Genomic DNA, 23,192 nt, shown 5'->3' on the forward strand with positions numbered 1-23,192 from the left:
GTGCAGGAAATTTTCCGCGATGGGGAGACGGTCTCCGGATGAAGCGCGGTGATCTCTGAGCGGTGTCACCCCGTGCGGCACCGCGAACACGGTCCGCCACCGCCACCCGGGAGGCCGCCGACGCCCTCCGCGAACCAACGGGGGTCACTCTGGCCGAAAGTTGCCACTTTCCCTCCACACAGGCGGAATGGGTCATTCCTTCTGCTAAGGAGTGCAAGAGGCACCCATTCGCCCGCGCGCCCACCCGGCCGTCTTCCGGGCTTCTGCACCGGTGCGCTGCGTTGTGTTGTGAACATGACGTCGTTGTGACCGGTGTGAAGGTCACGTGTGTCTCACTCGATGAGACTTGTCGCCGTCGCCGAGGCGTCGGAATAGTGAGCGGCCCATCCTCCGTGCCACCCGGTGCCCCACGCTCCGCACGGCACGGCCCCACAGGAAGGCGACACAGTGAATCATCGTCGAACGACGAAGCGGCGGACGGCAGTGGTGACGGGCGGCGCCATAGCGGCCCTGCTCGGCGCGGGCCTGACCATCCAGACCGCGAACGCCAGCCAGGACCCGGGCGCGGAAGCGCCGAAGCCCCGGACCCTGTCGGTGGCGGCGGCCGGCTCGCTGGCCTCGAAGCTGGAGTCCACGCTGGGTACCGAGGCGGCGGGCGCCTACTACGACGCCTCGGCGAGGAAGCTCGTGGTGAATGTGGTGGATCAGGCGGGTGTGGACGCGGTGCGTGCGGCGGGTGGTGAGGCCAGAGTCGTGGAGAACACGCTGGTGGAGCTGAAGGCGGCCCGTGGTGAGCTGAAGAAGGACGCCTCGGTGCCGGGCACCTCCTGGGCGGTCGACCCCGAGACCAACACGGTGATCGTGACCGCCGACCGCACGGTGAAGGGTGCGGATCTGGCGAAGGTGACCGCGGCGGTCGAGGAGCTGGGCGGCAAGGCGGAGTTGAAGCGCACCCAGGGCGAGTTCCGCACCTTCCTCTCCGGCGGGGACGCGATCCACTCCGGCGGCGGGCGCTGCTCCCTGGGCTTCAACGTGGTGAAGGACGGTGCGCCGCACTTCATCACGGCGGGGCACTGCGGTGAGACGGGTAGTGAGTGGTCGGAGTCGGCGGGGGGTGCGCCGGTGGGGACGATGGTGGATTCGCAGTTCCCGGGCAATGACTTCGCGTTGGTGAAGTACGCGGGTGATGTGCGGGCGCCGAGTGAGGTGAACCTGTACGGCGGTGGGACGCAGGCGATCACCAAGGCGGCCGAGGCGACCGTGGGGATGAAGGTGACGCGTTCGGGTTCGACGACGCAGGTGCATGAGGGCACGGTGACGGGGTTGGACGCCACGGTGAACTACGGCAATGGTGATGTGGTGGAGGGTCTGATCCAGACCGATGTGTGTGCGGAGCCGGGGGACAGTGGCGGTTCGCTGTTCTCGGGTGACGCGGCGGTGGGTCTGACCTCGGGTGGCAGTGGGGACTGCTCCTCGGGTGGGGAGACCTTCTTCCAGCCGGTGACCGAGGCGCTGAGCGCCACCGGCGCCACCATCGGCTGACCCCAGCGGCACCAGCGCACGGCAGGGCCCCGGATGCTCAGGCACCCGGGGCCCTTCGCCCTGCCCGCCCCCAGGCCCGTCCCCTCACCGGTGTCCCGATCCCGTCGTCCACCCTCCCCGCCCTCGCCCCGGTCGTTATCATGTGGACGTTTTCCACGTTGGGCCGTTGAAAACCGAACCGCGACGCCCGATGGGAGGGGCCATGCCGCAGACACTCGGGACGGACAGCGTGGCGAGCACCGCCGCGCTGCTGAGGGAGGAACTGCCCCGGCTGGAGCAGCGCAAGGCGGATCTGGAACGGGATCTGGCCGCCGTCTCAAGCCGGTTGGACGCCGTCCGCACCGCCCTCGGCGCCCTCCAGGCCCTCACCGCCTCCGCCTCGCCCGCCGCGCCCCGGGCAACCCCCGCCCACCAGGCGGCGATCGGAGGAGCGGACGCCGGGCCCGCGGGCTGGCCCGGCGGACTGACCGAGCAGGTGGCCGCCATCCTGGCCGCGCACGGCGGAGCGGCGATGCGGGCCCGGGACGTGGCCGCGCTGCTGGGCCGGGACACCTCCAACAACGCCATCAACACCGTACGCGGCACCCTGGACCGGCTCGTCGCCACCTCCCGCGCCCACCGCGCCGGCCGCGGCCTCTACCAGGCGCCACCACCCCGCTGACCCCGCGCCAGAAGCACCAGCCCCCGCAAGCACCAGCCCTCAAGCGCGCTGGTCCTCACAAGCGCTATTCCGTCGAGCCGAAGGCCAGCCCCGTGCCCACCAACCGGGCCCGGATACCCGACTCCTCCACGGACACATCCCGCACCCGGATGTCCCGGGCCGACTCGGGCAGCGCGTAGGAGAAGGAGAGCCGGTCGGTCAGGGCCGGCGGCCGCAGCTTCAGCAGGGCGTCCACCAGGCCGGGATCGATGCCCGCCTTCTCCAGCAGCCAGGGGTGCTCGACCACCAGGTCCACCAGGTTGACCTGGCTCAACTGCTGGAGGAACCGCGGCGATCCGGTCAGCCGGTGCAGCTCCTCCTCGCCGTGCAGCGCACGGTCCACCGCCGACTTCGGCAGCCCCAGCCGCCGGGTCAGCGCGGGCACCCCGAGCAGCGCCTTGGCCTCGGCGGCGGTGGAGCTGATCCGGCGGGCGGCCGCCGGGTGCAACCGCAGCCCCGCCTCGGGGCCCTCGCCCGGGCGATAGGTGAACAGCCCCGGCACATCCAGCCGCATCCCCGCGATCGTCGTGGAGAGCGACCTGCCGCCCTGTGCCCCCACCGTCGCCCTCGCCTGGAGCCGCAGTTCCCGGCCGGCCACCGGCAGGGTGCCGGTGATCAGCACCTCCCGCTTCCCGGCCTTGCTGAACTTCAGCTGGGAGGCACCCAGTTCACGGCTGAGATCATCGAAGGAGAGCAGTACGCCACCGTCCATCCGGTCGATGACGGCCCCCTGCACCGAGCTCGGCAGGTCGCCGACGACATGGATGTTCTGCGCGGTCGCCTGCACCTCGGCCAGCGACACCTTGCTCGCCGCCACGTCCGGGACCGTGACCCGCGCCCGGTCGATCCGCTTGTCCAGTACCTGGGTGAGGAAGGGGAACCCGTCGATGTCCACCTGCGGACGGGCGGCCAGGTGCAGCGACTGCTGGATACTCTCCTCGGTCTTCTGCTCCGCGTACGCCACGGCCAGCCGGTCACCGGCGACCAGCAGCACCGCGCCGACCAGCGCGGTCGCCCCCAGCTTCAGCACCACGGGCACCCCCGCCAGCCGGCTCCTGCCCCGGTGGGAGCGGTGCCGAGGCGGGGACCACTCCTCCCGCTCGCGGTCCGAGCTGACGGCGCCGGTCAGATCGGCGAAGTCGTCGCGGCCGGCGTCACGCTCCGCTCCGAAGTCGGGCTCCGGGTCGGCGAGCGCGGCCAGTTCGTCGTAGGGATTGGGGCGTTGTGATGTCATGCGTGTGGGGGATCGCATCACCACATCCCATCATGGGCCCCGCCGGTCGCCGCAAGCCGAGCCGCCGCGCGCCGACGAGACCTTGGCCACGTCCCGCACCGGCGGCGCGACCCGGCCATCTCGTGCGGTGCCATCTCGTACAGTGACGGCCATGGCATGCCGCATCAGTGAACTGGTCATCGACGCGACGGACCCCGGCCGGCTGGCCGCCTTCTGGAGCGAGGTCCTCGGCTACGCCGAACTCGGCCGGGACGAGGACGGATCCATCGAGATCGGCCCGCCCGGCGCAGGCTTCGGCGGCCCCCAGCCCACCCTGATCCTCAGCCCGACCGGCGACCCCCGCCCGGCCAAGCTCCGGCTGCACATCGACGTCAGCCCCACCGACCAGGACCAGGACGCCGAACTGCGACGACTGCTCGCCCTCGGCGCCGAGCCGGTGGACATCGGCCAGACCGGTGACGAGAGCTGGCACGTCCTCGCCGACCCCGAGGGCAACGAGTTCTGCCTGCTGCGCACCCGGATCCAGCCCGTGTGACCCCCGGTCCGTGAGCGGCGGAGAGGGGTCCCGCCCGGGCCCCCGCCGCCGATGTCGTTTTCCTGCCAGCGACCGGGGCCGCCGCTGCTGGATGCTGATCCCATGCACACCGACACCGAGCACTGCGTCCGGGCCGTGCGGTCCAAGGACGCACGGTTCGACGGCTGGTTCTTCACCGCCGTACTCACCACCCGCATCTACTGCCGGCCCAGCTGCCCGGTCGTGCCGCCCAAGGCCGAGAACATGATCTTCTACCCCAGCGCCGCCGCCTGCCAGCGGGCCGGCTTCCGGGCCTGCAAGCGGTGCCGACCGGACACCAGCCCCGGGTCACCGGAGTGGAACGCCCGCGCCGACACCGTCGCCCGGGCGATGCGGCTGATCCGCGACGGCGTGGTGGACCGCGAGGGCGTGCCCGGTCTCGCCGCCCGGCTCGGCTACTCCGCCCGCCAGATCGAACGCCAGCTGCGCGCCGAACTCGGCGCCGGACCGCTCGCCCTCGCCCGCGCCCAGCGGGCCCAGACGGCCCGGGTGCTCATCGAGACCACCGCACTGCCCTTCGCGCATGTCGCCTTCGCCGCCGGCTTCTCCTCGGTGCGCACCTTCAACGACACCGTGCGCGAGGTCTTCGCGCTCGCCCCCGGAGAACTGCGGGCCCGGGCGGCCCGCCGGGCGGGGGCCGTCGGGGCCAGCCCCGGCACCATCGAGCTGCGGCTGCCCCACCGCACCCCGCTCACCCCCGGCAACCTCTTCGGCCACCTCGCCGCCACCGGCGTCCCGGGCGTGGAGGAGTGGCGCGACGGCGCCTACCGGCGCACCCTCGCCCTGCCGCACGGCCACGGCATCGTCACCCTCACCCCGCGCCCCGGGCACATCGGCTGCCGGCTCTCCCTCACCGACCCGCGCGATCTGACCCTCGCCGTCAACCGCTGCCGCTGGCTGCTCGACCTGGACGCCGACCCGCTCGCCGTGGACGAGCAGCTGAGCGCCGACCCGATGCTCGCCCCGCTGGTGGCGGCGGCCCCCGGCCGGCGGGTGCCGCGTACCGTCGACCCGGCCGAGTTCGCCGTCCGCGCGGTGCTCGGCCAGCAGGTCTCCACCGCCGCCGCCCGCACCCACGCCGCCCGGCTGGTCATCGCGCACGGGAAGCCCGTCGAGGACCCCGACGGCGGCCTCACCCACCTCTTCCCCAGCCCCGGGGCGCTGGCCTCGCTCGACCCGGAGGCCCTGGCGCTGCCGCGCAGCCGCCGCACCACCCTGACCACCCTGGTCGCCGCGCTGGCCGACGGCACCGTACGGCTCGGCCCCGACACCCACTGGGACGAGGCCCGCGACCGGCTGGCCGAACTGCCCGGCATCGGCCCCTGGACCATCGAGACCATCGCCATGCGCGCCCTCGGCGACCCGGACGCCTTCCTCGCCACCGACCTCGGCGTCCGCAAGGCGGCCCAGCGGCTCGACCTGCCCGCCACCCCCGCCGCGCTCACCGCCCGCACCGCCCCCTGGCGGCCCTGGCGCGCCTACGCTGTCCAGCATCTGTGGGCCACCGACAACCACCCGATCAACACCCTGCCCAGCTGAGGAGCACCCGTCATGCACCGCCGGCACACCGTGGTCGACAGCCCCTACGGCCCGCTCACCCTGGTCGCCACCCATGGCGTCCTCAGCGGGGTGTACATGGCCGGGCAGCGCTACCGGCCGCCCGAGGAGTCCTTCGGCGAGCCCGACCCGCGCCCGTTCACCGAGGCGGTCCGCCAGCTCGACGCGTACTTCACCGGCGAGCTCACCGCCTTCGACCTGCCGCTGCACCTGGCCGGCACCCCGTTCCAACGGCAGGTCTGGGAACGGCTGCTGACCATCCCGTACGGGCAGACCAGCAGCTACGGGGAGCTGGCCCGGGAACTCGGCGCGCCGACCGCCTCCCGCGCGGTGGGCCTCGCCAACGGCCGCAACCCGCTCATCATCATCGTGCCCTGCCACCGGGTGGTCGGCGCCAACGGCAGCCTCACCGGATACGGCGGCGGGCTGGAGAACAAGCGCCGGCTGCTCGCCTTCGAAAGCGGCACCAGCACCACCGGCGGGACGGGGAGGCGCCCGGCGGCGGCCGGCACGCTCTTCTGACCCCTGCCCGGGATACGGCGACTAGGCGAGCTGCCTGAGCAGGGCCGGCAGCGCGGTGCCGATGGGCTCGCGGACCACCTCGTCCGCGAACTCGTCATACGGGGTGGGCTCGGCGTTCACCACCACCAGCCGCGCCCCGTTTTCCGCCGCGATCCCCGCCAGCGAGGCCGCCGGCTGCACCTGGAGGCTGGACCCCACCGCGAGGAACACCTCCGCGGCCTTGGCGATCGCCATCGCCTGGCCCAGCACCACCGGGTCCAGCCGCTCCCCGAACATCACCGTCGCCGACTTCAGGACGGAGCCGCACAGCTCACACACCGGATCCTCCTCGCCCGCGTCCACCCGCGCCAGCGCGTCCGCCATCGGGGAGCGGGCATGGCAGCCGGTGCACAGCACCGCCCGCGCGGTGCCGTGCAGTTCCAGTACCTTGCGGTCGGGCAGTCCGGCGAGCTGGTGCAGCCCGTCCACGTTCTGGGTGAGCACCCGCACCGCGAAGCCGTCCGTCCGGTCCAGCTCGGCGATCGCGGTGTGCGCGGTGTTGGGCCGGGCCCGCAGCCCCGGGCCGTCGCGCCGCATCCGCCACGCCCGCCGGCGGATCTCCGGATCGGCCATGTAGGACGAGTAGGTCACCAGCTTCTCGGCGTCCGGATCGCGCCGCCACAGCCCGTCGGGGCCGCGGTAGTCGCTGATACCGGAGTCGGTGGAGATGCCGGCACCGCTGAGGATGGCGACAAGGGTCATACCCGCGAGCGTACGCAGCCCGCCCGGGCCGCCACCAACGCCTTTTCCCGCAGGTGTCAACGCACGTCCGGCCGGCGGCCGTTCTCCAGCTCCACCGCCCCGGCGTCCGCCGCCAGCGACTCCAGCGCCGCCGCCACCCGGTGGCGCAGCTGGCCCAGCAGATACCGCTCCAGCTCGGCCGGCTCCACCAGCCGCCACTCCAGCAACTCCTCCTCCTGGAGCCGGATGGCGCTCAGCTGCTCCTCGCCGAGGATCCCGCCGTCGAACATCCAGGCGGCGATCGGCGGCCGCCCCGGGCCCGGCACCCAGTCCACCACCAGCAGCCGGCCCGGTTCCACATCGAGGCCGATCTCCTCGCGGGTCTCCCGGCGGGCGCCCTGCCGGGGCGTCTCCCCGGTGTCCGACTCGATGGTGCCGCCGGGCAGCGCCCAGCCGTCGCGGTAGTTCGGCCGCACGAGCAGCACCCGGCCGCCGGCGTCCCGGAAGAGCGTGGCGGCGCCGGCGAGCACCCGGGGGAGCCCGGCGATATAGGTGGCGTAGTCGCTGGAGGTCACCCTCGGCAGCCTAGCCACCCGCGCACGGGTGCCGGTGGCTCAGCCCGGCGGCCGGGCGACCGGGGTCGGTACCCGGGCTCCGCGGCCCTCCCGTACCGCCTCCACCACCGCGTCGTGCAGATCGCGGCTGTCCCGTTCCGAAGCGCAGGGCACGGGTGATCCGGTCATGGTGAACCACTCGGAGGCCCCGCTGTACTGGATGGCGATCAGCGCCTCGCCACCCGCCCAGGTGGTGTGCACGGTGACATTGCCGGTGACGATGCCGAGCTCGTCGGTGCGAACCCCGCCACTGCCCGTGTACACGTCGGTCGTCGTCCACGATGCCCACGTCATAGTGGCCAGCGTCACACGAACGGCCCAACGATGCGAGCCGTGCGGAAGAGGGAATTCCGCCACGTCCGAAAACCGTCGGAAGCCGTCGCAACCGTCCCCTGCCGTCTTCGTCCGTCCGACCGCTGTCCGACCGGCGGATACGGCTCGGCCGGGGCTGGTCAGGCCTCCGGCCCTCCGGATAGGGTCGGCCTCGGCGCGACTGCCTGTTCGAAAGCAAGGGATACCACGGTGGCGGACGGAGCAGTTTCTGAGGCCGCGCGCGTACTGGTCGCGGCCGACAAGTTCAAGGGTTCGCTCACGGCCGTGCAGGTCGCCGAGCGGGTGACGGCCGGCCTCCGTCGCGTCGTCCCCGATCTGGAGGTGGAGACGCTCCCCGTCGCGGACGGCGGGGACGGCACGGTGGCGGCCGCGGTGGCGGCCGGGTTCACCCGGCACGAGGTACGGGTCACCGGACCGGTCGGCGAACCGGTCACCGCGGCGTTGGCGCTGCGTGAGGGCACCGCCGTGGTGGAGATGGCGGAGGCCTCCGGGCTCCAGCTGCTCCCCAGGGACGGGCTCGCCCCGCTGACCGCCACCACCTACGGCTCCGGGGAGCTGCTGCGCGCCGCCCTGGACGCGGGCGCCCGCACCATCGTCTTCGGGGTCGGCGGGAGCGCCACCACCGACGGCGGCGCCGGGATGCTCGCCGCCCTCGGCGCGCGGTTCCTGGACGCGGACGGCGAGCCGGTGGGCCCGGGCGGCGGGGGACTGAAGCAGCTCGCCACCGCCGACCTCTCCGGGCTCGACCCCCGCTTCGCCGAGGTGGAGCTGGTCCTCGCCAGCGATGTCGACAATCCGCTGACCGGTCCCAAGGGCGCCCCGGCCGTATACGGTCCGCAGAAGGGCGCCTCGCCGGAGGACGTGGCCGACCTGGACGCGGCCCTGGCGCACTACGCCTCGGTGCTCGCCGCCTCGGGCGTGCGGGACGCGGCCGAGCTGGCCGAGTCGCCCGGCGCGGGCGCCGCCGGCGGCATCGGCTACGGCGCCCTGGTGGGCCTCGGCGCGAGCTTCCGCCCCGGGATCGACGTCATGCTGGACGTGCTCGGCTTCGCCCCGGCGCTGGCCCGGGCCACCCTGGTGATCACCGGTGAGGGCTCGCTGGACGAGCAGACCCTGCACGGCAAGGCCCCGGCCGGGGTGGCCGCCGCCGCCCGGGAGGCCGGGGTGGAGACCGTCGCGGTCTGCGGCCGGCTCGCCCTGCCGCCGGAGGCGCTGGGCCGGGCGGGCATCCGCCGCGCCTACGCCCTGGCCGAGCTGGAGCCGGACCCGGCCCGGTCCATGGCCGAGGCGGGCCCGCTGCTGGAGCGCGCCGCGGAGAACCTGGCCCGGGACTTCCTGCGCTGAGCCCGGGACTCCCGTGCTGAGCCCGTTACGCACCGATGACGCCGCCCGCGACCCCGGGCGGCGTCATCTCCGCGTAACAGCACCACTCCGTCCCGTAACACCCCCGTGCCACGCTAATCCCATGACCGACCCCGCCTCCACCGCTGTCCCGGCCACCGCCGCCCGGATCAGACCGCTCACCGCGCGGCTGGTCCGCGACCAGGCCGGGGACGGACTCGCCTCGCTGCTGCTGGACGCGGTGGCGGGCGGCGCCTCGGTGGGCTTCCTGGCACCGCTCAGCCGGGCCGACGCGGCCGGCTGGTGGCGCGGGGTCGCCGAGCGGATGGAGCGGGGCACCCGGCGGGTCTGGGCGGCGTACGGGGCCGGCGGCCGGCTCGTCGGCACGGTGAGCCTGGTCCGGGCGCCGATGCCCAACCAGCCGCACCGCGGGGACCTGGTCAAGCTGCTGGTGCACTCCGAGGCGCGCGGCCGGGGGCTGGGCGCCGAGCTGCTGGCCACCGCCGAGGCGGCGGCCCGGCTCGCCGGGCTCACCCTGCTGGTGCTGGACACCGAGACCGGCGGCGCCGCCGAACGGCTCTACCGCCGGGTCGGCTGGACCCCGGCCGGGACCGTCCCCGACTACGCACTCACCCCGGCCGGCGACCCGCACCCCACCACGTACTACTACAAGCGGCTCTAGCCGCCGCACAACAGCCCGCGTGCCCGGCCCCCGGCATACGACGAAGGGCCCGGTGGCGAATACTCGCCACCGGGCCCTTCGTTCTCCGCGTCCGTCAGGGGAGCTGCGCCGTCCGGGCCTCCCGGCTCTCGCGCCGGTTGCCGCGGAAGGTGTTCACCCGCCGGGCGGTCGCGAAGAGCGGGATCACGGCGCCCAGGACCACCTGGAGCACACAGCCCATCTGGAGCAGCAGCTGCCCGGCGGGGGCGTCGAATGCCCAGGCCGCCAGCATGCCCATGGCGCCGACGATCCAGCTGAGCATCGCCACCGCGAGGATCCCGCGCGGCTTGGGGTACTCGACCCGGCTCACCATCAGCCAGGCGGTGCCGATGATCGCCAGCAGCGTCGGCACGAACGGCAGCTCAAGCAGCACGATCGAGACGACCGTGAGCGCGCCGAAGGGGCTCGGCATGCCCTGGAACACGCCGTCTCTCACCGTCACACAGGAGAACCGGGCCAGCCGCAGCACCACCGCCAGCAGCACCACGATCGCGGCCACCGCGGACACCCGCTGGTGCGCGTCGTCCGCGACCATCCCGTACACCAGCACGAAGTACGCCGGGGCCAGACCGAAGCTGATCAGGTCCGACAGGTTGTCCAGCTCGGCGCCCATCGGGGAGCTGCGGAGCTTGCGCGCCACCAGCCCGTCGAAGAGGTCGAAGACCGCCGCGCAGAGCATCAGGATCACCGCGGTGGCGGCCGAGTGCCGGGCCATGCCGGACTCGTCGCTGCCGGTGAGGTGCGGGATGAGGATGCCGGTGGTGGTGAAGTACACCGCCATGAAACCGCAGGTCGCGTTGCCCAGGGTGAGGGTGTCCGCTATCGACAGCCGCAGCGAGAGCGGCATGTCCTCGGTCTCCTCCCGGGTCTCGTCGTCCTCGGGTTCGGCCACCCAGTTCGCCGGTGTCTCGGGATCAATCACGGTCAATGCGAGTCACCCCCGCGGTCGTGGTCTGACCGACCTCGACGTCCACCTCGACACCTTCCGGAAGGTAGATGTCGACCCGCGAACCGAAGCGGATCAGACCGATGCGCTCGCCCTGCTCGACCTTGGTGCCCTGCGGGATGTACGGCACGATCCGCCGGGCCACGGCGCCGGCGATCTGCACCATCTCGATGTCACCGAGCTCGGTGTCGAAGTGCCAGACGACGCGCTCGTTGTTCTCGCTCTCCTTGTTGAACGCCGGCACGAACCCGCCCGGGATGTGCTCGACCGACGTCACCGTGCCCGCCAGCGGGGCGCGGTTGACGTGGACGTTGAGCGGGCTCATGAAGATGGCGACCCGGGTCCGGCCGTCCTTCCACGGCATGATGCTCTGCACCACACCGTCGGCGGGCGAGATGACCCGGCCCTGCGCGATCTCGCGCTCGGGGTCGCGGAAGAACCACAGCATGCCGGCGGCCAGCGCGGTGGCGGGCACGGCCAGCGCCTTGGCCCCCTTGGAGCGGCGGGAGCGGGCGAGGCTGAGGGCAGCGGTGGCGACGGTCGGCAGAAGCCACGGCGATGCTCCGCGAGCGATGCTCATGCCAGAGAGGCTGTCGCGAGATGCAGAGGTTTGGCTGTGGGGCATGGATGACCTTCGTAGCGGATGGCGCCGCGCGGGTGACGGGGGACGGCGGCTTTTCAGCGATGCTATCGGGTGCGGCCCGCAACTGGGAAAGCCAGAAGCCGAGTCGGAGGCCGGAAGACGATGACAGGGTGTGATCTTCTTCGCGGCCGAACCGACCGAAAAGCGACATTCAGCCCTGGAACCGGTACTCTTCCAACAACCGCCGACCAATGATCATTTTCTGGATCTCGGCGGTACCTTCACCGATGAGCAGCATCGGAGCCTCGCGGTAGAGGCGCTCGATCTCGTACTCCTTCGAGAACCCGTATCCGCCATGGATACGGAAGGCGTCCTCGACGACCTCCTTGCAGTATTCGGAGGCGAGGTACTTCGCCATCCCTGCTTCCAGGTCGTTGCGCTGCCCGGAGTCCTTCTTGCGTGCGGCGTTCACCATCATCGCATGGGCGGCCTCCACCTTGGTAGCCATTTCGGCCAGTTTGAACTGGATGGCCTGGTGCTGGGCGATGGCCTTGCCGAAGGTGTGGCGCTGCTGCGCGTACGCCACACCCAGCTCGAAAGCACGCTGGGCGACACCGCAGCCACGGGCGGCCACGTTCACCCGGCCCACCTCGACGCCGTCCATCATCTGGTAGAAGCCCCGGCCGGTGGTGCCGCCCAGGACCCGATTGGCCGGAACGCGCAGGCCATCCATGATGAGCTCGGTGGTGTCGACCCCCTTGTAGCCCATCTTGTCGATCTTGCCGGGGATGGTGAGCCCCGGCCGCACCTCGCCGAACCCGGGCTCCTTCTCCACCAGGAAGGTGGTCATCGACTTGTGCGGGGCGGTGCCCTCGGGGTGTCCTTCGTCACTCCGCACCAGAACGGCGACCAGAGTGGACGAGCCGCCGTTGGTCAGCCACATCTTCTGGCCGTTCAGGACGTACTCCTCACCCTCCCTCACCGCCTTGGACGTGATGGCCGACACGTCCGAACCGAGCGCCGGCTCCGACATGGAGAACGCGCCCCGCACCTCGCCGGCCGCCATCCGCGGCAGGAAGGTGTCCCGCTGCTCCTGGGTGCCGTGCTGCTTGAGCATGTACGCCACGATGAAATGGGTGTTGATGATGCCGGACACCGACATCCAGCCGCGGGCGATCTCCTCCACGCACAGCGCGTAGGTCAGCAGCGACTCGCCGAGCCCGCCGTACTCCTCCGGGATCATCAGGCCGAAGAGCCCCAGCTCCTTCAGCCCGTCCACGATGTCCTGCGGGTACTCGTCCCGGTGCTCCAGCTGGGTCGCGACCGGGATGATCTCCTTGTCCACGAAGTCGCGGACCGTGGAGACGATCTCCTGCTGGACGTCGGTCAGACCGTGGGTCTGCGCCAGTCGTGCCATGACTACTTCTCCGTCTTCCGCGAGGCCGCCGGCCCCGAGTCGGCCTTGCGCGGGGGCTCGACGAGCTCCGGGCGGCCCGGCTGCTCGCCGCCGCGCTCCTTGACGTACGTCTCGGTGGGCACCATCACCTTGCGGCGGAAGACGCACACCAGGGTGCCGTCCTGCTTGTAGCCCTTGGTCTCCACGTACACGATTCCCCGGTCGTCCTTGGACCGCGACGGGGTCTTGTCCAGCACCCTGGTCTCGCCGTAGAGGGTGTCGCCGTGGAAGGTCGGCGCCACATGCCGCAGCGACTCGATCTCCAGGTTGGCGATCGCCTTGCCCGACACATCGGGCACCGACATGCCCAGCAGCAGCGAGTACACGTAGTTGCCCACCACCACGTTGCGGCCGAAGTCGGTCGTCTGCTCCGCGTAGTTGCTGTCCAGGTGCAGCGGGTGGTGGTTCATCGTCAGCAGGCAGAACAGGTGGTCGTCGTACTCGGTGACCGTCTTGCCGGGCCAGTGCTTGTAGACGGCCCCGACCTCGAACTCCTCGTAGGTGCGTCCGAACTGCATGGCGATCAGGCCTCCGGGGCTTCGAAGGAGGAGGTGCGGGTCATGCCGGCGGCCCGGCCCTTGCCGGAGATGACCAGCGCCATCTTCCGGCTGGCCTCGTCGATCATCTCGTCGCCGAGCATCGCCGAGCCCTTCTTGCCGCCCTTCTCGGACGTGTAGTAGTCGTAGGCGTCCAGGATCAGCTCCGCGTGGTCGAAGTCCTCCTGGGACGGCGAGAACACCTCGTTCGCCGCCTCCACCTGGCCCGGGTGCAGCACCCACTTGCCGTCGAAGCCGAGGGCCGCGGCCCGCCCGGCGACCGCCCGGAACCCGTCCACGTTCTTGATCTGGAGGTAGGGGCCGTCGATCGCCTGGAGGTCGTTGGCGCGGGCCGCCATCAGGATCTTCATCAGGATGTAGTGGTAGGCGTCCGCCGGGTAGCCGGGCGGCTGCTCGCCGACCACCAGCGACTTCATGTTGATGGAGGCCATGAAGTCGGCCGGGCCGAAGATGATGGTCTCCACCCGCGGCGAGGCCTCGGCGATCTCGTTGACGTTGTTCAGCCCGCGGGCGTTCTCGATCTGCGCCTCGATGCCGATCCGGCCGACCTCGAAGCCCACGGTCTTCTCGATCTGTGTCAGCAGCAGGTCCAGCGCCCTCACCTGGGCCGCGTCCTGCACCTTCGGCAGCATGATGCAGTCCAGGTTGGGACCGGCGCCCTCCACCACGGTCACCACATCGCGGTAGGTCCACTCGGTGGTCCAGTCGTTGACCCGGACCACCCGGGTCTTGCCGGTCCAGTCGCCCTCGTTGAGGAACTTCACGATGGTGTGCCGGGCCTCCGGCTTGGCCAGCGGGGCGCAGGCGTCCTCCAGGTCCAGGAAGACCTGGTCGGCGGCGAGGCCCTGGGCCTTCTCCAGGAAGCGCGGGTTGGAACCGGGCACCGCCAGGCAGGAGCGGCGCGGACGGAGCCGGTTGACCGAAGCGGTCGGGGTCATGCGGGGACCTCCAGAGGGTCGAGCTTGTTGGCGGTGCGGATCTCGTCGACGATACGGCCGATGATCTCCGTGATGCCGAAGTCCTTCGGGGTGAAGACGGCGGCCACACCCGCCCGCTTCAGTTCGGCGGCGTCGGCACCGGGGATGATCCCGCCGACGATGACCGGGATGTCGGGCGCGCCGGCCACGCGCAGCCGCCCCAGCACGTCCGGCACCAGCTCGGCGTGCGACCCGGACAGGATCGACAGGCCGACGCAGTGCACGTCTTCCGCGAGGGCGGCGTTCACGATCTGCTCCGGGGTGAGCCGGATGCCCTGGTAGACCACCTCGAACCCGGCGTCCCTGGCCCGTACGGCGATCTGCTCGGCACCGTTGGAGTGCCCGTCCAGACCCGGCTTGCCCACCAGCAGCCGCAGCCGGCCCGAGCCCAGCTCGTCCGCCGTCCGGGACACCTTCTCCCGTACGGCGGCCAGCAGGCTGCCCTGCTCGGCGGCGACCGCCATCGGCGCCGAGGACACCCCGGTCGGCGCCCGGAACTCGCCGAACACGTCCCGCAGCGCCCACGCCCACTCGCCGGTGGTGACACCCGCGCGGGCGCACTCCAGGGTGGCCGCGAACAGGTTGCCGTCCCCGGCCGCGGTGGCCTTCAGCGCGGCCAGCGACTCCTGGGCGCGCGGCTCGTCGCGGTTGTCCCGCCACTCGTGCAGGGCGGCCACCACCCGCGCCTCGTTGGCCGGGTCCACCGTCATGATGGCGGTGTCCAGATCGGCGGTGAGCGGGTTGGGCTCGGTGGTCTCGAAGATGTTGACGCCGACGATCTTCTCCTCGCCGGCCTCGATCCGGGCCCGCCGCTCGGCGTGCGAGGAGACCAGCTGCGACTTCAGATAGCCGGACTCCACGGCCGCCATCGCGCCGCCCATCTGCTGGATCCGGTCGATCTCCGCCAGGCACTCCTCGACCAGGGCGTCCACCTTGGCCTCGATGACATGCGAGCCGGCGAAGATGTCCTCGTACTCCAGCAGATCGCTCTCGTGCGCCAGCACCTGCTGGATCCGCAGCGACCACTGCTGGTCCCACGGCCGGGGCAGCCCCAGCGCCTCGTTCCACGCCGGCAGCTGCACCGCCCGCGCCCGGGCGTCCTTGGACAGGGTGACCGCCAGCATCTCCAGCACGATCCGCTGGACGTTGTTCTCCGGCTGCGCCTCGGTCAGCCCGAGGGAGTTGACCTGCACCCCGTAGCGGAACCGGCGGTGCTTGGGGTTCACGATGCCGTACCGCTCCCGGGTGATGCGGTCCCAGATGCGCCCGAAGGCGCGCATCTTGCACATCTCCTCGACGAAGCGGACGCCCGCGTTCACGAAGAACGAGATCCGGGCCACCACATCGCCCTTCTTCTCCTCGGGCACCTGCCCGGAGGCGAAGACCGCGTCCAGCACGGCGATCGCGGTGGACATCGCGTAGGAGATCTCCTGGACCGGCGTCGCCCCGGCCTCCTGGAGGTGGTACGAGCAGATGTTGATCGGGTTCCACTTGGGGATGTGGTTGACCGTGTACGTGATCATGTCGGTGGTCAGCCGCAGCGACGGCCCGGGCGGGAAGACATGCGTCCCGCGCGACAGGTACTCCTTGACGATGTCGTTCTGCGTCGTCCCCTGGAGCCTGGCGATGTCCACGCCCTGCTCCTCGGCGACCACCTGGTAGAGCGCCAGCAGCCACATGGCGGTGGCGTTGATGGTCATCGAGGTGTTCATCTGCTCCAGCGGGATCTCCTGGAACAGCCGCCGCATGTCACCCAGGTGCGAGACGGGCACCCCGACCCGGCCGACCTCGCCGCGGGCCAGGATGTGGTCCGGGTCGTACCCCGTCTGCGTGGGCAGGTCGAAGGCGACGGACAGACCGGTCTGGCCCTTGGCGAGGTTGCGCCGGTACAGCTCGTTGGACGCCTCGGCCGTGGAGTGGCCGGCGTACGTCCGCATGAGCCACGGCCGGTCCTTCTGGCGCTCGGTCATTCAGACCTCTCAGAGACTTCGTGCGTTCCGCTGGATCACACGTTCCGGAAGCGGTTGATCGCGTCGATGTGCTGGGCGCGCTTCTCGGCGTCGCGGACGCCCAGCCCCTCCTCCGGGGCGAGGCAGAGCACCCCGACCTTGCCCTGGTGGGCGTTGCGGTGGACGTCGTGGGCCGCCTGGCCGGTGTCCTCCAGGGCGTACACCTTGGACAGCGTGGGGTGGATCTTGCCCTTGGCGATCAGGCGGTTGGCCTCCCACGCCTCGCGGTAGTTGGCGAAGTGCGAGCCGATGATCCGCTTCAGCGACATCCACAGGTAGCGGTTGTCGTACTGGTGCATGTAGCCGGAGGTCGAGGCGCAGGTGGTGATCGTGCCGCCCTTCCTGGTCACATACACGCTGGCGCCGAAGGTCTCCCGTCCCGGGTGCTCGAAGACGATGTCGATGTCCTCGCCGCCGGTGAGCTCGCGGATGCGCTTGCCGAAGCGCTTCCACTCCTTCGGGTCCTGGTTCTCCTCGTCCTTCCAGAACCGGTAGCCCTCCGCGTTGCGGTCGATGACCGCCTCGGCGCCCATGGCCCGGCAGATGTCCGCCTTCTCCGGGGAGGACACCACACAGATCGGGGTGGCGCCGCCGGCCAGCGCGAACTGGGTGGCGTACGAGCCGAGCCCGCCGCTCGCGCCCCAGATCAGCACGTTGTCGCCCTGCTTCATCCCGGCCCCGTTGCGGGAGACCAGCTGCCGGTACGCGGTGGAGTTGACCAGGCCCGGCGAGGCGGCCTCCTCCCAGCTCAGGTGGTCCGGCTTGGGCATCAGCTGGTTGGACTTGACCAGGGCGATCTCGGCGAGCCCGCCGAAGTTGGTCTCGAAGCCCCAGATCCGCTGCTCCGGGTCGAGCATGGTGTCGTTGTGCCCGTCCGAGGACTCCAGCTCCACGCTCAGGCAGTGCGCCACGACCTCGTCGCCGGGCTGCCAGGCGTTGACCCCGGGGCCGGTGCGCAGCACGACGCCCGCCAGGTCGGAGCCGATGATGTGGTACGGCAGGTCGTGCCGCTTGGTCAGCTCCGAGACGCGCCCGTAGCGCTCCAGGAAGCCGAAGGTGGACAGCGGCTCGAAGATCGAGGTCCACACCGAGTTGTAGTTGACGGAGCTGGCCATCACGGCCACCAGCGCCTCGCCCGGGCCAAGTTCGGGCAGCGGCACGTCGTCCAGGTGCAGCGACTTGCGCGGGTCCTTGTCGCGGGTGGCGAGCCCTTCGAACATCTCGGTCTCGTCCTTGTGGACGGTGACCGCGCGGTACGACTCGGGCAGCGGGAGAGCGGCGAAGTCGGCGGAGGTGGTCTCCGGCGACTGGATCGCGTCCAGGATGTCCTTCACGGTGGTGCCTCCGGCGGGTGTGTCTCCTCCGGCCCGGCGAGGGAGCTCGGGCCTGGTGCGGAGGAGGCGTCAGGGACGCTGAGGGGAACGTCGGTGGTGCTGCTGCTGCGGATGTGGTGCGGAGGGGTGCCGTCGGTTCGGCCGGGTGGTGCTCGGCAGCGCGGGGTGGTGCGCGAAAGGTGCCTGTGACGCAGGCGTCCGGGCGCACGAGCCGGGTGGCTTGCGGGGACAGCCGGCGTGCGAGGAGACCTCGGCACGCCGGCCGCCCGGACGACTTCAACGTATGACACCGCGTGCCAGTCGGCAAGACACTGAGTGCCAGGAATTTCTCTCAGTTGTCATCTGGATGTCACAGATGAGCGATGATCGATCGAATGGAACCGCTTCCCAAGAAAAACTGCTGGTCAGGGGTAGTCGGCGGGGGAGAGGATCCCCATCGGCGGCAGCGTGGGAAGAGGTCCGGTTGACGATTTTCGGATGTACGGGATGCGGTGCGGAGCTGACGGCACCGCTGACCCGGGTGGCTCTGCCGGACAGCGCCCACCAGAAGCACGGCTACCACGCCACCGCGCCCGTCCTGATGGGACCGGGGACCTACGCCGTCGACCCGGCCCCCTCCGGACCGCCGTGGCGCCGGTGGAGCGAGATCTCCCCCGAGGAGGCCGAGGCCCAGGGCGTCCACGCGCCGGTGTGCGCCCTCTCCTTCGGGGCGCAGGGCGCGGTGGCCCTCGCCCCCGGCGACCTCCGCAACACCGCCGTGATCCCCGACCGCTGCGGCGGCCACTGCTGCGGGCTGGACGGGAGCGACGGCCCCAACCTGGCCTGCCTGCGCTGCGCCCGGCCGGTCGCCACCCGGATCGACGACTGCCCGCTCTGGCAGGTGGTGTGGCTGGAGGCACGGGCGGTGCGCCGGATCCGCGACGAGCCCGAGGCGCCCGCCGCCGGCTGGGACGAGGTCGTGGCCGGGGAGGGCAGCGCGCCCATCGACCTGTCCGGCGGCTGGAACCCCCGCTGGGAGGCGACCGTCGGCGCCGCCCTCGCCCGACTGCTCGCGGCCTCCGACGGCACCCCGCTCGCCGTCCCCGACGGCCCGCTCGCGCCCCTCTTCCGCCGCGCGCTCGACACGCTGCTGCCGCCCGGCCCGGGCGCCCGGACCGTCGCCCTGGCCGGCCCCGGACTGCCCGCCACCGCCCCTTCGCCCGACCTCGCCCTGGTACCCCGCCACCCGGGGACCGGCGAGGTGTGGCGACCGCCCGGCGGCACGATCCCCGTGCCCCTGGAGGCCGCAGTGTGGGTGTGGCTGGCTCGCGCACCGGAGCGCGTGCTGCTCCCGGTCACCGGCGGGCTGCCCGAAGGCGTCGAACGCGACGACCCGCTGCCCCTGCGGCCCTGGTACCGGTTCCGCCCGGCCGGGGACGTCTTCTTCCACACCCTGGCCCGGCTGCCGGAAGTCCGCCGCCCCTGGCTGCGCGCGCTCTACGAGGAGCGCCGGGAACGGCCCTGGGCCGACCCCTTCTGAGGGCCGCGCCCTACCGGTTCTTCAGCGTCCGCTCGATCGCGCCCATGATCTCCTCAAGCGGCGCGTCGGTACGGGCCACCGCCACCAGCACGTCCCCGGTCGCCGTCGCCGCGGCGGCGGGCTCGGCCGCGGCCGCCGCGGGGGGGGACGGCACCGACCCCGACCGCCCCGCGCCTATCCCCGTACCGAAGGTGTCCCGCACGATCGCGAAGGCGTGGTCCAGCTGCGCCTCCACATCGCCCTGCCCGCCCGCCCGCAGCCAGCGCCGCAGCACATGGTTGTGCGCGGTCACCACCGCCGAGGCCGCGACCTCCGCCAGCAGCGGGTCGTCATTGCCGTCATGGTGGTCGCGCTCGTCGAAGTGGCCCAGCAGATAGCGCGTGAACAGCCGCTCGTAGCGGGCCACCGAGGCGATCTCCCGCTCCCGCAGCGTCGGCACCTCACGGGTCAGCCGGTAGCGCTCCACCGACACCGCAGGGGAGGCCGCGTACATCTTCATGACCTCCTTGATCCCCCGGCACACCGTGTCCAGCGGGTGCTCGTGCGCCGGTGCCGCGTTCAGCACCGCCTCCGCGCGGACCAGGGTGTCGTCATGGTCCGGGAAGATCGCCTCCTCCTTGGAGCGGAAGTGGCGGAAGAAGGTGCGCCGGGCCACCCCGGCCGCCGCCGCGATCTCGTCGACGGTCGTCGCCTCGTACCCCTTGGTCGCGAACAGCTCCATCGCCGCGGCCGCCAGCTCACGCCGCATCTTCAGCCGCTGCGCGGCGGCCCGCCCACCGGCGGGAGTCTCCGGCGGCTCGGTCCGGGAGGCCGCCCGCGAGGGCTGCGAGGAGGTGGCACGGGGTGACCTGGCGGGCTGGGACATGCCATGAACGTACTGCATACGGGCGGGGGAGCGCGCCCGAGGTCCACGGCCGGCGGGGTCCTCGGCGGTCCCCCGGGAAGGGTGCGGGGAGGGCCCGAGCAGCCCTCCCCACTCCCCGTACGGCTCCGGGCCGGGCACGGTCCCGTCAGCGCCGGGCATATTCGCGGAAGCCGCGCCCGGTCTTGCGGCCCAGGCAGCCGGCCGCCACCAGGTGCTCCAGCAGCGGCGCCGGGGCCAGCCCCGGGTCCCGGAACTCCCGGTGCAGCACCCGCTCGATGGCGAGCGAGACATCCAGCCCCACCACGTCCAGCAGCTCGAACGGGCCCATCGGATAGCCGCCGCCCAGCTTCATCGCCGCGTCGATGTCGTCCAGCGAGGCGTAGTGCTCCTCGACCATCTTGATCGCGTTGTTGAGGTACGGGAAGAGCAGCGCGTTCACGATGAACCCGGCCCGGTCACCGCAGTCCACCGGGTGCTTGCGGATCCTGGCGGTGACCTCGCGCACGGTGGCGTGCACCTCGTCGGAGGTCAGCACCGTCCGCACCACCTCGACCAGCTTCATCGCCGGCGCGGGGTTGAAGAAGTGCATCCCGATCACGTCCTGCGGGCGGGAGGTGGCCCGGGCGCAGGCCACCACCGGCAGCGAGGAGGTCGTGGTGGCCAGCACCGCCCCCGGCTTGCACACCTTGTCCAGGGTGGCGAACAGCTCCCGCTTGACCGCCAGATCCTCCGCGACCGCCTCCACCGCCAGATCCACCTCGGCGAACGCGTCCAGCGACCCGGCCGGCGAGATCCGCGCCAGCACCGCCTCCGCGTCCTGTGCCGACAGCCGCCCCTTCGCCACCGACCGGGTCAGCGAACCGGCGATCCGCCCCTTCGCCGCCTCCGCCTTCTCCGGCGACCGCGCGGCCAGCACCACCGCGTACCCGGCCTTGGCGAAGACCTCCGCGATCCCGCTCGCCATGGTCCCCGACCCGGCGACCCCCACCGAGCGCACCTCCCGCGCCGGAGCCGCCACCGGCCCGCCCTCCAGCGGAGTCGCGGCATCCCGCACCACCACCGAACTGCCGGGGCTCTCGTATGTGTAGAAACCCCGCCCCGACTTGCGCCCGGTCAGGCCGGCCTCGCTCAACTGGCGCAGGATCGGCGCCGGAGCGTGCAGCCGGTCCCGGGACTCGGCGTACATCGCGTCCAGCACGGTGCGGGCGGTGTCCACCCCGATCAGGTCCAGCAGCGCCAGCGGCCCCATCGGCAGCCCGCAGCCCAGCCGCATCGCCGCGTCGATGTCCTCCCGCGAGGCGTACTTCGACTCGTACATCGCGGCCGCCTGGTTCAGATACCCGAAGAGCAGCCCGTCGGCCACGAACCCCGGCCGGTCCCCGACCGCCACCGGCTCCTTGCCCAGCGCGTGGGCCAGGTCCGTGACCGCGGCCACCGCCGCCGGCGAGGTGAGCACCGACGACACCACCTCCACCAGCTTCATCGCCGGCGCCGGGTTGAAGAAGTGCATCCCGAGCACCCGCTCGGGCCGCGCCGACTCAGCCGCCAGCCGGGTCACCGACAGCGCGTTGGTCCCCGTGGCGACGATGGCGTCCGGCCGGACGATGCCGTCCAGCGCCCGGAACACCTCCTGCTTGGCCTCGTACGACTCCGGCACCACCTCGATGACCAGGTCCGCGTCGGCGGCCGCCCGGAGTTCGGTGAAGGTACGGAAGCGGGCGAGCACCTCGCGCCGCTGTTCCTCGGTGAGCCGCTCACGGGCCACCGAGCGGGCGGTGGAGGCGGCCAGCGCGTCCACCGCACGGCGGGCGGCGGCCTCACTGATGTCGATGCCGACGACCTCGCGGCCCGCACGGGCCAGGACCTCGGCGATACCGGTGCCCATGGTGCCGAGACCGACGACGGCGATGGTGGAGAGAGGGGTGTCCATCAGGGGACTCCAGGGATGAGTGACGACTGAGGAGGGGCGCGCGCCGGCGGCACGAGGGAATGCGGGGCGCGGCGCGCGGATGCGGCAGGGGATACGGGCGTGGGCGTGCGCGCCGCAACGGAACCGTCCGGCCGGTGATCGTCCCGAACCCCGGGCCGGTCGGCGACTCGTCCGCTGCATCACGACGCGCACGCCGCCCGCACGCCCATGGCCCGCGGTCGGGGCGTGCCCGGGAGCGGTGGTCGAGCCGGGGTGCGCCCGGGCAGGCGGCGGTGGAACCGCGACGTACGCGGGAGGGTCCGGGCGGGGGCCGAGGGGCCGGCCGCACGGCCGCACACGATCGCGGGAGGAGAACCGGCGGGCCCTGTCCCGGGGCCGCGCCGTACGAAGATGCCGAACCGACTGGCGGTCGCGGCGGCTGCGTCACCAGGCCGCCACGACGGATGCGGGTGTGACCCGCTCACTTGAGCTTAACCAGCGAGTAACGAGCGCGCCAGCCCTGCGAACTATCCGGATCCTGTGATCTGGGTCGCCCTCGCGCTGGATACTGACCCCCATGGACGCCGCCGAGAACCCCAGCCGCGCCGCCAGGAACTCCGCATCCGAGGGCCCTCTCTCCGACGAGGAGTTCCGCTCCCTGGTGCACCGGCTGCGCGAGGAGGCCGCCGACGACCCCGCCGCCTTCGCGCACCTGACCGGCCCCGCCGCCTCCACCGACGAACTCGCCGCCGTCCTCACCCGGCCCGGCCAACCGCTCTGGGCCCGCGAGACCGCCGCCTTCCGCCTCGGCCTGGCCGGCGACCGGCGCGCCTTCGAGACGCTGGTCCTCCTCCTCAACCACCGCGACCCCGACCGCTGCGTCTCCGCCGCCTACGCCCTCGCCCGCCTCGGCGACCCCCGCACCGCCCGCGCGGCCGCCGCCCTCGCCACCAACGAACTCCGGGTCGCCTACGCCCTGCTCCCCGTACGGCTCCTCGCCGAACTGCGCGCCCCCGAATCGGTCCCCGCGCTCATCACCGTCCTCCGACGCCGACTCACCCCTGGCGACCCGTACTGGCGTGTCGGCGCCGCCTGCGCCGACGGCCTCGGCACCCTCGGCGACCCCCGCGCCCTCCCCCCCCCCCCCCCCCCCCCCCGCCCACCCCCCCCCCCCCCCCC

Annotated in this window: 22 protein-coding genes; 9 read left to right on the forward strand and 13 right to left on the reverse strand. The window is 72.2% G+C overall.

Features of this window, described 5'->3' with window-relative positions; genetic code table 11:
• The first annotated feature begins 447 nt into the window (after positions 1-447).
• Positions 448-1,542, forward strand: coding sequence for a S1 family peptidase (locus M1O15_RS15575; RefSeq protein ID WP_248634425.1), 1,095 nt, complete (start codon positions 448-450; stop codon positions 1,540-1,542).
• A gap of 202 nt (positions 1,543-1,744) precedes the next feature.
• Positions 1,745-2,203 carry a hypothetical protein gene (locus M1O15_RS15580; protein ID WP_248634426.1) on the forward strand — a complete coding sequence of 153 codons (459 nt, stop codon included), beginning with the start codon at positions 1,745-1,747 and terminating at the stop codon, positions 2,201-2,203.
• Between the two features lie 64 nt (positions 2,204-2,267).
• On the opposite strand, the gene M1O15_RS15585 is transcribed toward M1O15_RS15580, so the two are convergent.
• Positions 2,268-3,476: an LmeA family phospholipid-binding protein gene (locus M1O15_RS15585; RefSeq protein WP_248634427.1), complete on the reverse strand. Its 1,209-nt coding sequence runs from the start codon at positions 3,474-3,476 to the stop codon at positions 2,268-2,270.
• A 151-nt stretch (positions 3,477-3,627) separates the two neighbouring features.
• Between M1O15_RS15585 and M1O15_RS15590 the strand changes: the two genes are divergently transcribed.
• The 3 genes from M1O15_RS15590 to M1O15_RS15600 all read left to right on the forward strand — a co-directional run bounded on the left by M1O15_RS15590 (position 3,628) and on the right by M1O15_RS15600 (position 6,129).
• A complete protein-coding gene (locus tag M1O15_RS15590) occupies positions 3,628-4,011 on the forward strand; it encodes a VOC family protein (RefSeq protein ID WP_248634428.1) in 384 nt (127 codons plus the stop codon).
• A 102-nt stretch (positions 4,012-4,113) separates the two neighbouring features.
• Positions 4,114-5,589 carry a DNA-3-methyladenine glycosylase 2 family protein gene (locus M1O15_RS15595; RefSeq protein WP_248634429.1) on the forward strand — a complete coding sequence of 492 codons (1,476 nt, stop codon included), beginning with the start codon at positions 4,114-4,116 and terminating at the stop codon, positions 5,587-5,589.
• Between the two features lie 12 nt (positions 5,590-5,601).
• Positions 5,602-6,129 carry a methylated-DNA--[protein]-cysteine S-methyltransferase gene (locus tag M1O15_RS15600; protein WP_248634430.1) on the forward strand — a complete coding sequence of 176 codons (528 nt, stop codon included), beginning with the start codon at positions 5,602-5,604 and terminating at the stop codon, positions 6,127-6,129.
• A gap of 21 nt (positions 6,130-6,150) precedes the next feature.
• On the opposite strand, the gene M1O15_RS15605 is transcribed toward M1O15_RS15600, so the two are convergent.
• Genes M1O15_RS15605 through M1O15_RS15615 form a run of 3 tightly spaced genes read right to left on the reverse strand, consistent with a single transcriptional unit; the run spans position 6,151 to position 7,757 of the window.
• Positions 6,151-6,870 carry an SIR2 family NAD-dependent protein deacylase gene (locus tag M1O15_RS15605; RefSeq protein ID WP_248634431.1) on the reverse strand — a complete coding sequence of 240 codons (720 nt, stop codon included), beginning with the start codon at positions 6,868-6,870 and terminating at the stop codon, positions 6,151-6,153.
• A 56-nt stretch (positions 6,871-6,926) separates the two neighbouring features.
• Positions 6,927-7,424 carry an NUDIX domain-containing protein gene (locus M1O15_RS15610; RefSeq protein WP_248634432.1) on the reverse strand — a complete coding sequence of 166 codons (498 nt, stop codon included), beginning with the start codon at positions 7,422-7,424 and terminating at the stop codon, positions 6,927-6,929.
• Positions 7,425-7,463: 39 nt separating this feature from the next.
• Positions 7,464-7,757: a hypothetical protein gene (locus M1O15_RS15615; protein ID WP_248634433.1), complete on the reverse strand. Its 294-nt coding sequence runs from the start codon at positions 7,755-7,757 to the stop codon at positions 7,464-7,466.
• 228 nt (positions 7,758-7,985) lie between these two features.
• Between M1O15_RS15615 and M1O15_RS15620 the strand changes: the two genes are divergently transcribed.
• Complete coding sequence (locus M1O15_RS15620; protein ID WP_248634434.1) at positions 7,986-9,140, forward strand: glycerate kinase; 1,155 nt, start codon at positions 7,986-7,988, stop codon at positions 9,138-9,140.
• Positions 9,141-9,261: 121 nt separating this feature from the next.
• Positions 9,262-9,819, forward strand: coding sequence for a GNAT family N-acetyltransferase (locus M1O15_RS15625; RefSeq protein WP_248634435.1), 558 nt, complete (start codon positions 9,262-9,264; stop codon positions 9,817-9,819).
• A gap of 94 nt (positions 9,820-9,913) precedes the next feature.
• On the opposite strand, the gene pssA is transcribed toward M1O15_RS15625, so the two are convergent.
• From pssA to ccrA, 7 genes are all read right to left on the reverse strand, one after another.
• The gene (gene pssA / locus M1O15_RS15630; protein ID WP_248634436.1) at positions 9,914-10,786 is read right to left on the reverse strand and encodes a CDP-diacylglycerol--serine O-phosphatidyltransferase; all 873 of its coding nucleotides are present in this window, start codon (positions 10,784-10,786) and stop codon (positions 9,914-9,916) included.
• Entirely contained in the window at positions 10,773-11,429 is a 657-nt protein-coding gene (locus tag M1O15_RS15635) for a phosphatidylserine decarboxylase (protein ID WP_248634437.1), read from the reverse strand. The genes pssA and M1O15_RS15635 overlap by 14 nt, the downstream gene beginning before the upstream one ends.
• A 169-nt stretch (positions 11,430-11,598) precedes the next feature.
• Complete coding sequence (locus tag M1O15_RS15640; RefSeq protein WP_248634438.1) at positions 11,599-12,804, reverse strand: acyl-CoA dehydrogenase family protein; 1,206 nt, start codon at positions 12,802-12,804, stop codon at positions 11,599-11,601.
• A 2-nt stretch (positions 12,805-12,806) separates the two neighbouring features.
• Positions 12,807-13,361: a MaoC family dehydratase gene (locus M1O15_RS15645; protein WP_248634439.1), complete on the reverse strand. Its 555-nt coding sequence runs from the start codon at positions 13,359-13,361 to the stop codon at positions 12,807-12,809.
• Positions 13,362-13,366: 5 nt separating this feature from the next.
• Positions 13,367-14,338: an HpcH/HpaI aldolase/citrate lyase family protein gene (locus tag M1O15_RS15650; protein ID WP_248634440.1), complete on the reverse strand. Its 972-nt coding sequence runs from the start codon at positions 14,336-14,338 to the stop codon at positions 13,367-13,369.
• Positions 14,335-16,347 carry an ethylmalonyl-CoA mutase gene (locus tag M1O15_RS15655; RefSeq protein ID WP_248634441.1) on the reverse strand — a complete coding sequence of 671 codons (2,013 nt, stop codon included), beginning with the start codon at positions 16,345-16,347 and terminating at the stop codon, positions 14,335-14,337. Before M1O15_RS15655 ends, M1O15_RS15650 begins: the two co-directional genes overlap by 4 nt.
• Before the next feature lie 35 nt (positions 16,348-16,382).
• Entirely contained in the window at positions 16,383-17,720 is a 1,338-nt protein-coding gene (gene ccrA, locus M1O15_RS15660; RefSeq protein ID WP_248634442.1) for a crotonyl-CoA carboxylase/reductase, read from the reverse strand.
• 463 nt (positions 17,721-18,183) lie between these two features.
• Between ccrA and M1O15_RS15665 the strand changes: the two genes are divergently transcribed.
• Positions 18,184-19,239: a hypothetical protein gene (locus tag M1O15_RS15665; RefSeq protein WP_248634443.1), complete on the forward strand. Its 1,056-nt coding sequence runs from the start codon at positions 18,184-18,186 to the stop codon at positions 19,237-19,239.
• Positions 19,240-19,249: 10 nt separating this feature from the next.
• Here the strand turns inward: M1O15_RS15665 and M1O15_RS15670 are convergent, their stop codons facing one another.
• Both M1O15_RS15670 and M1O15_RS15675 read right to left on the reverse strand, forming a co-directional pair.
• Positions 19,250-20,104, reverse strand: coding sequence for a TetR family transcriptional regulator (locus M1O15_RS15670; RefSeq protein ID WP_248634444.1), 855 nt, complete (start codon positions 20,102-20,104; stop codon positions 19,250-19,252).
• Between the two features lie 145 nt (positions 20,105-20,249).
• On the reverse strand, positions 20,250-22,034 hold the full coding sequence (locus M1O15_RS15675; RefSeq protein ID WP_248634445.1) for a 3-hydroxyacyl-CoA dehydrogenase family protein: 1,785 nt from the start codon (positions 22,032-22,034) through the stop codon (positions 20,250-20,252).
• A gap of 556 nt (positions 22,035-22,590) precedes the next feature.
• On the opposite strand from M1O15_RS15675, the gene M1O15_RS15680 reads away from it, so the two are divergent.
• Positions 22,591-23,192, forward strand: a 602-nt coding sequence (locus tag M1O15_RS15680; RefSeq protein WP_248634446.1) for a HEAT repeat domain-containing protein, incomplete at its 3' end; no start/stop codon positions are given.

The organism is Streptomyces lichenis (genome assembly GCF_023218175.1).
Lineage (GTDB): Bacteria > Actinomycetota > Actinomycetes > Streptomycetales > Streptomycetaceae > Streptomyces > Streptomyces lichenis.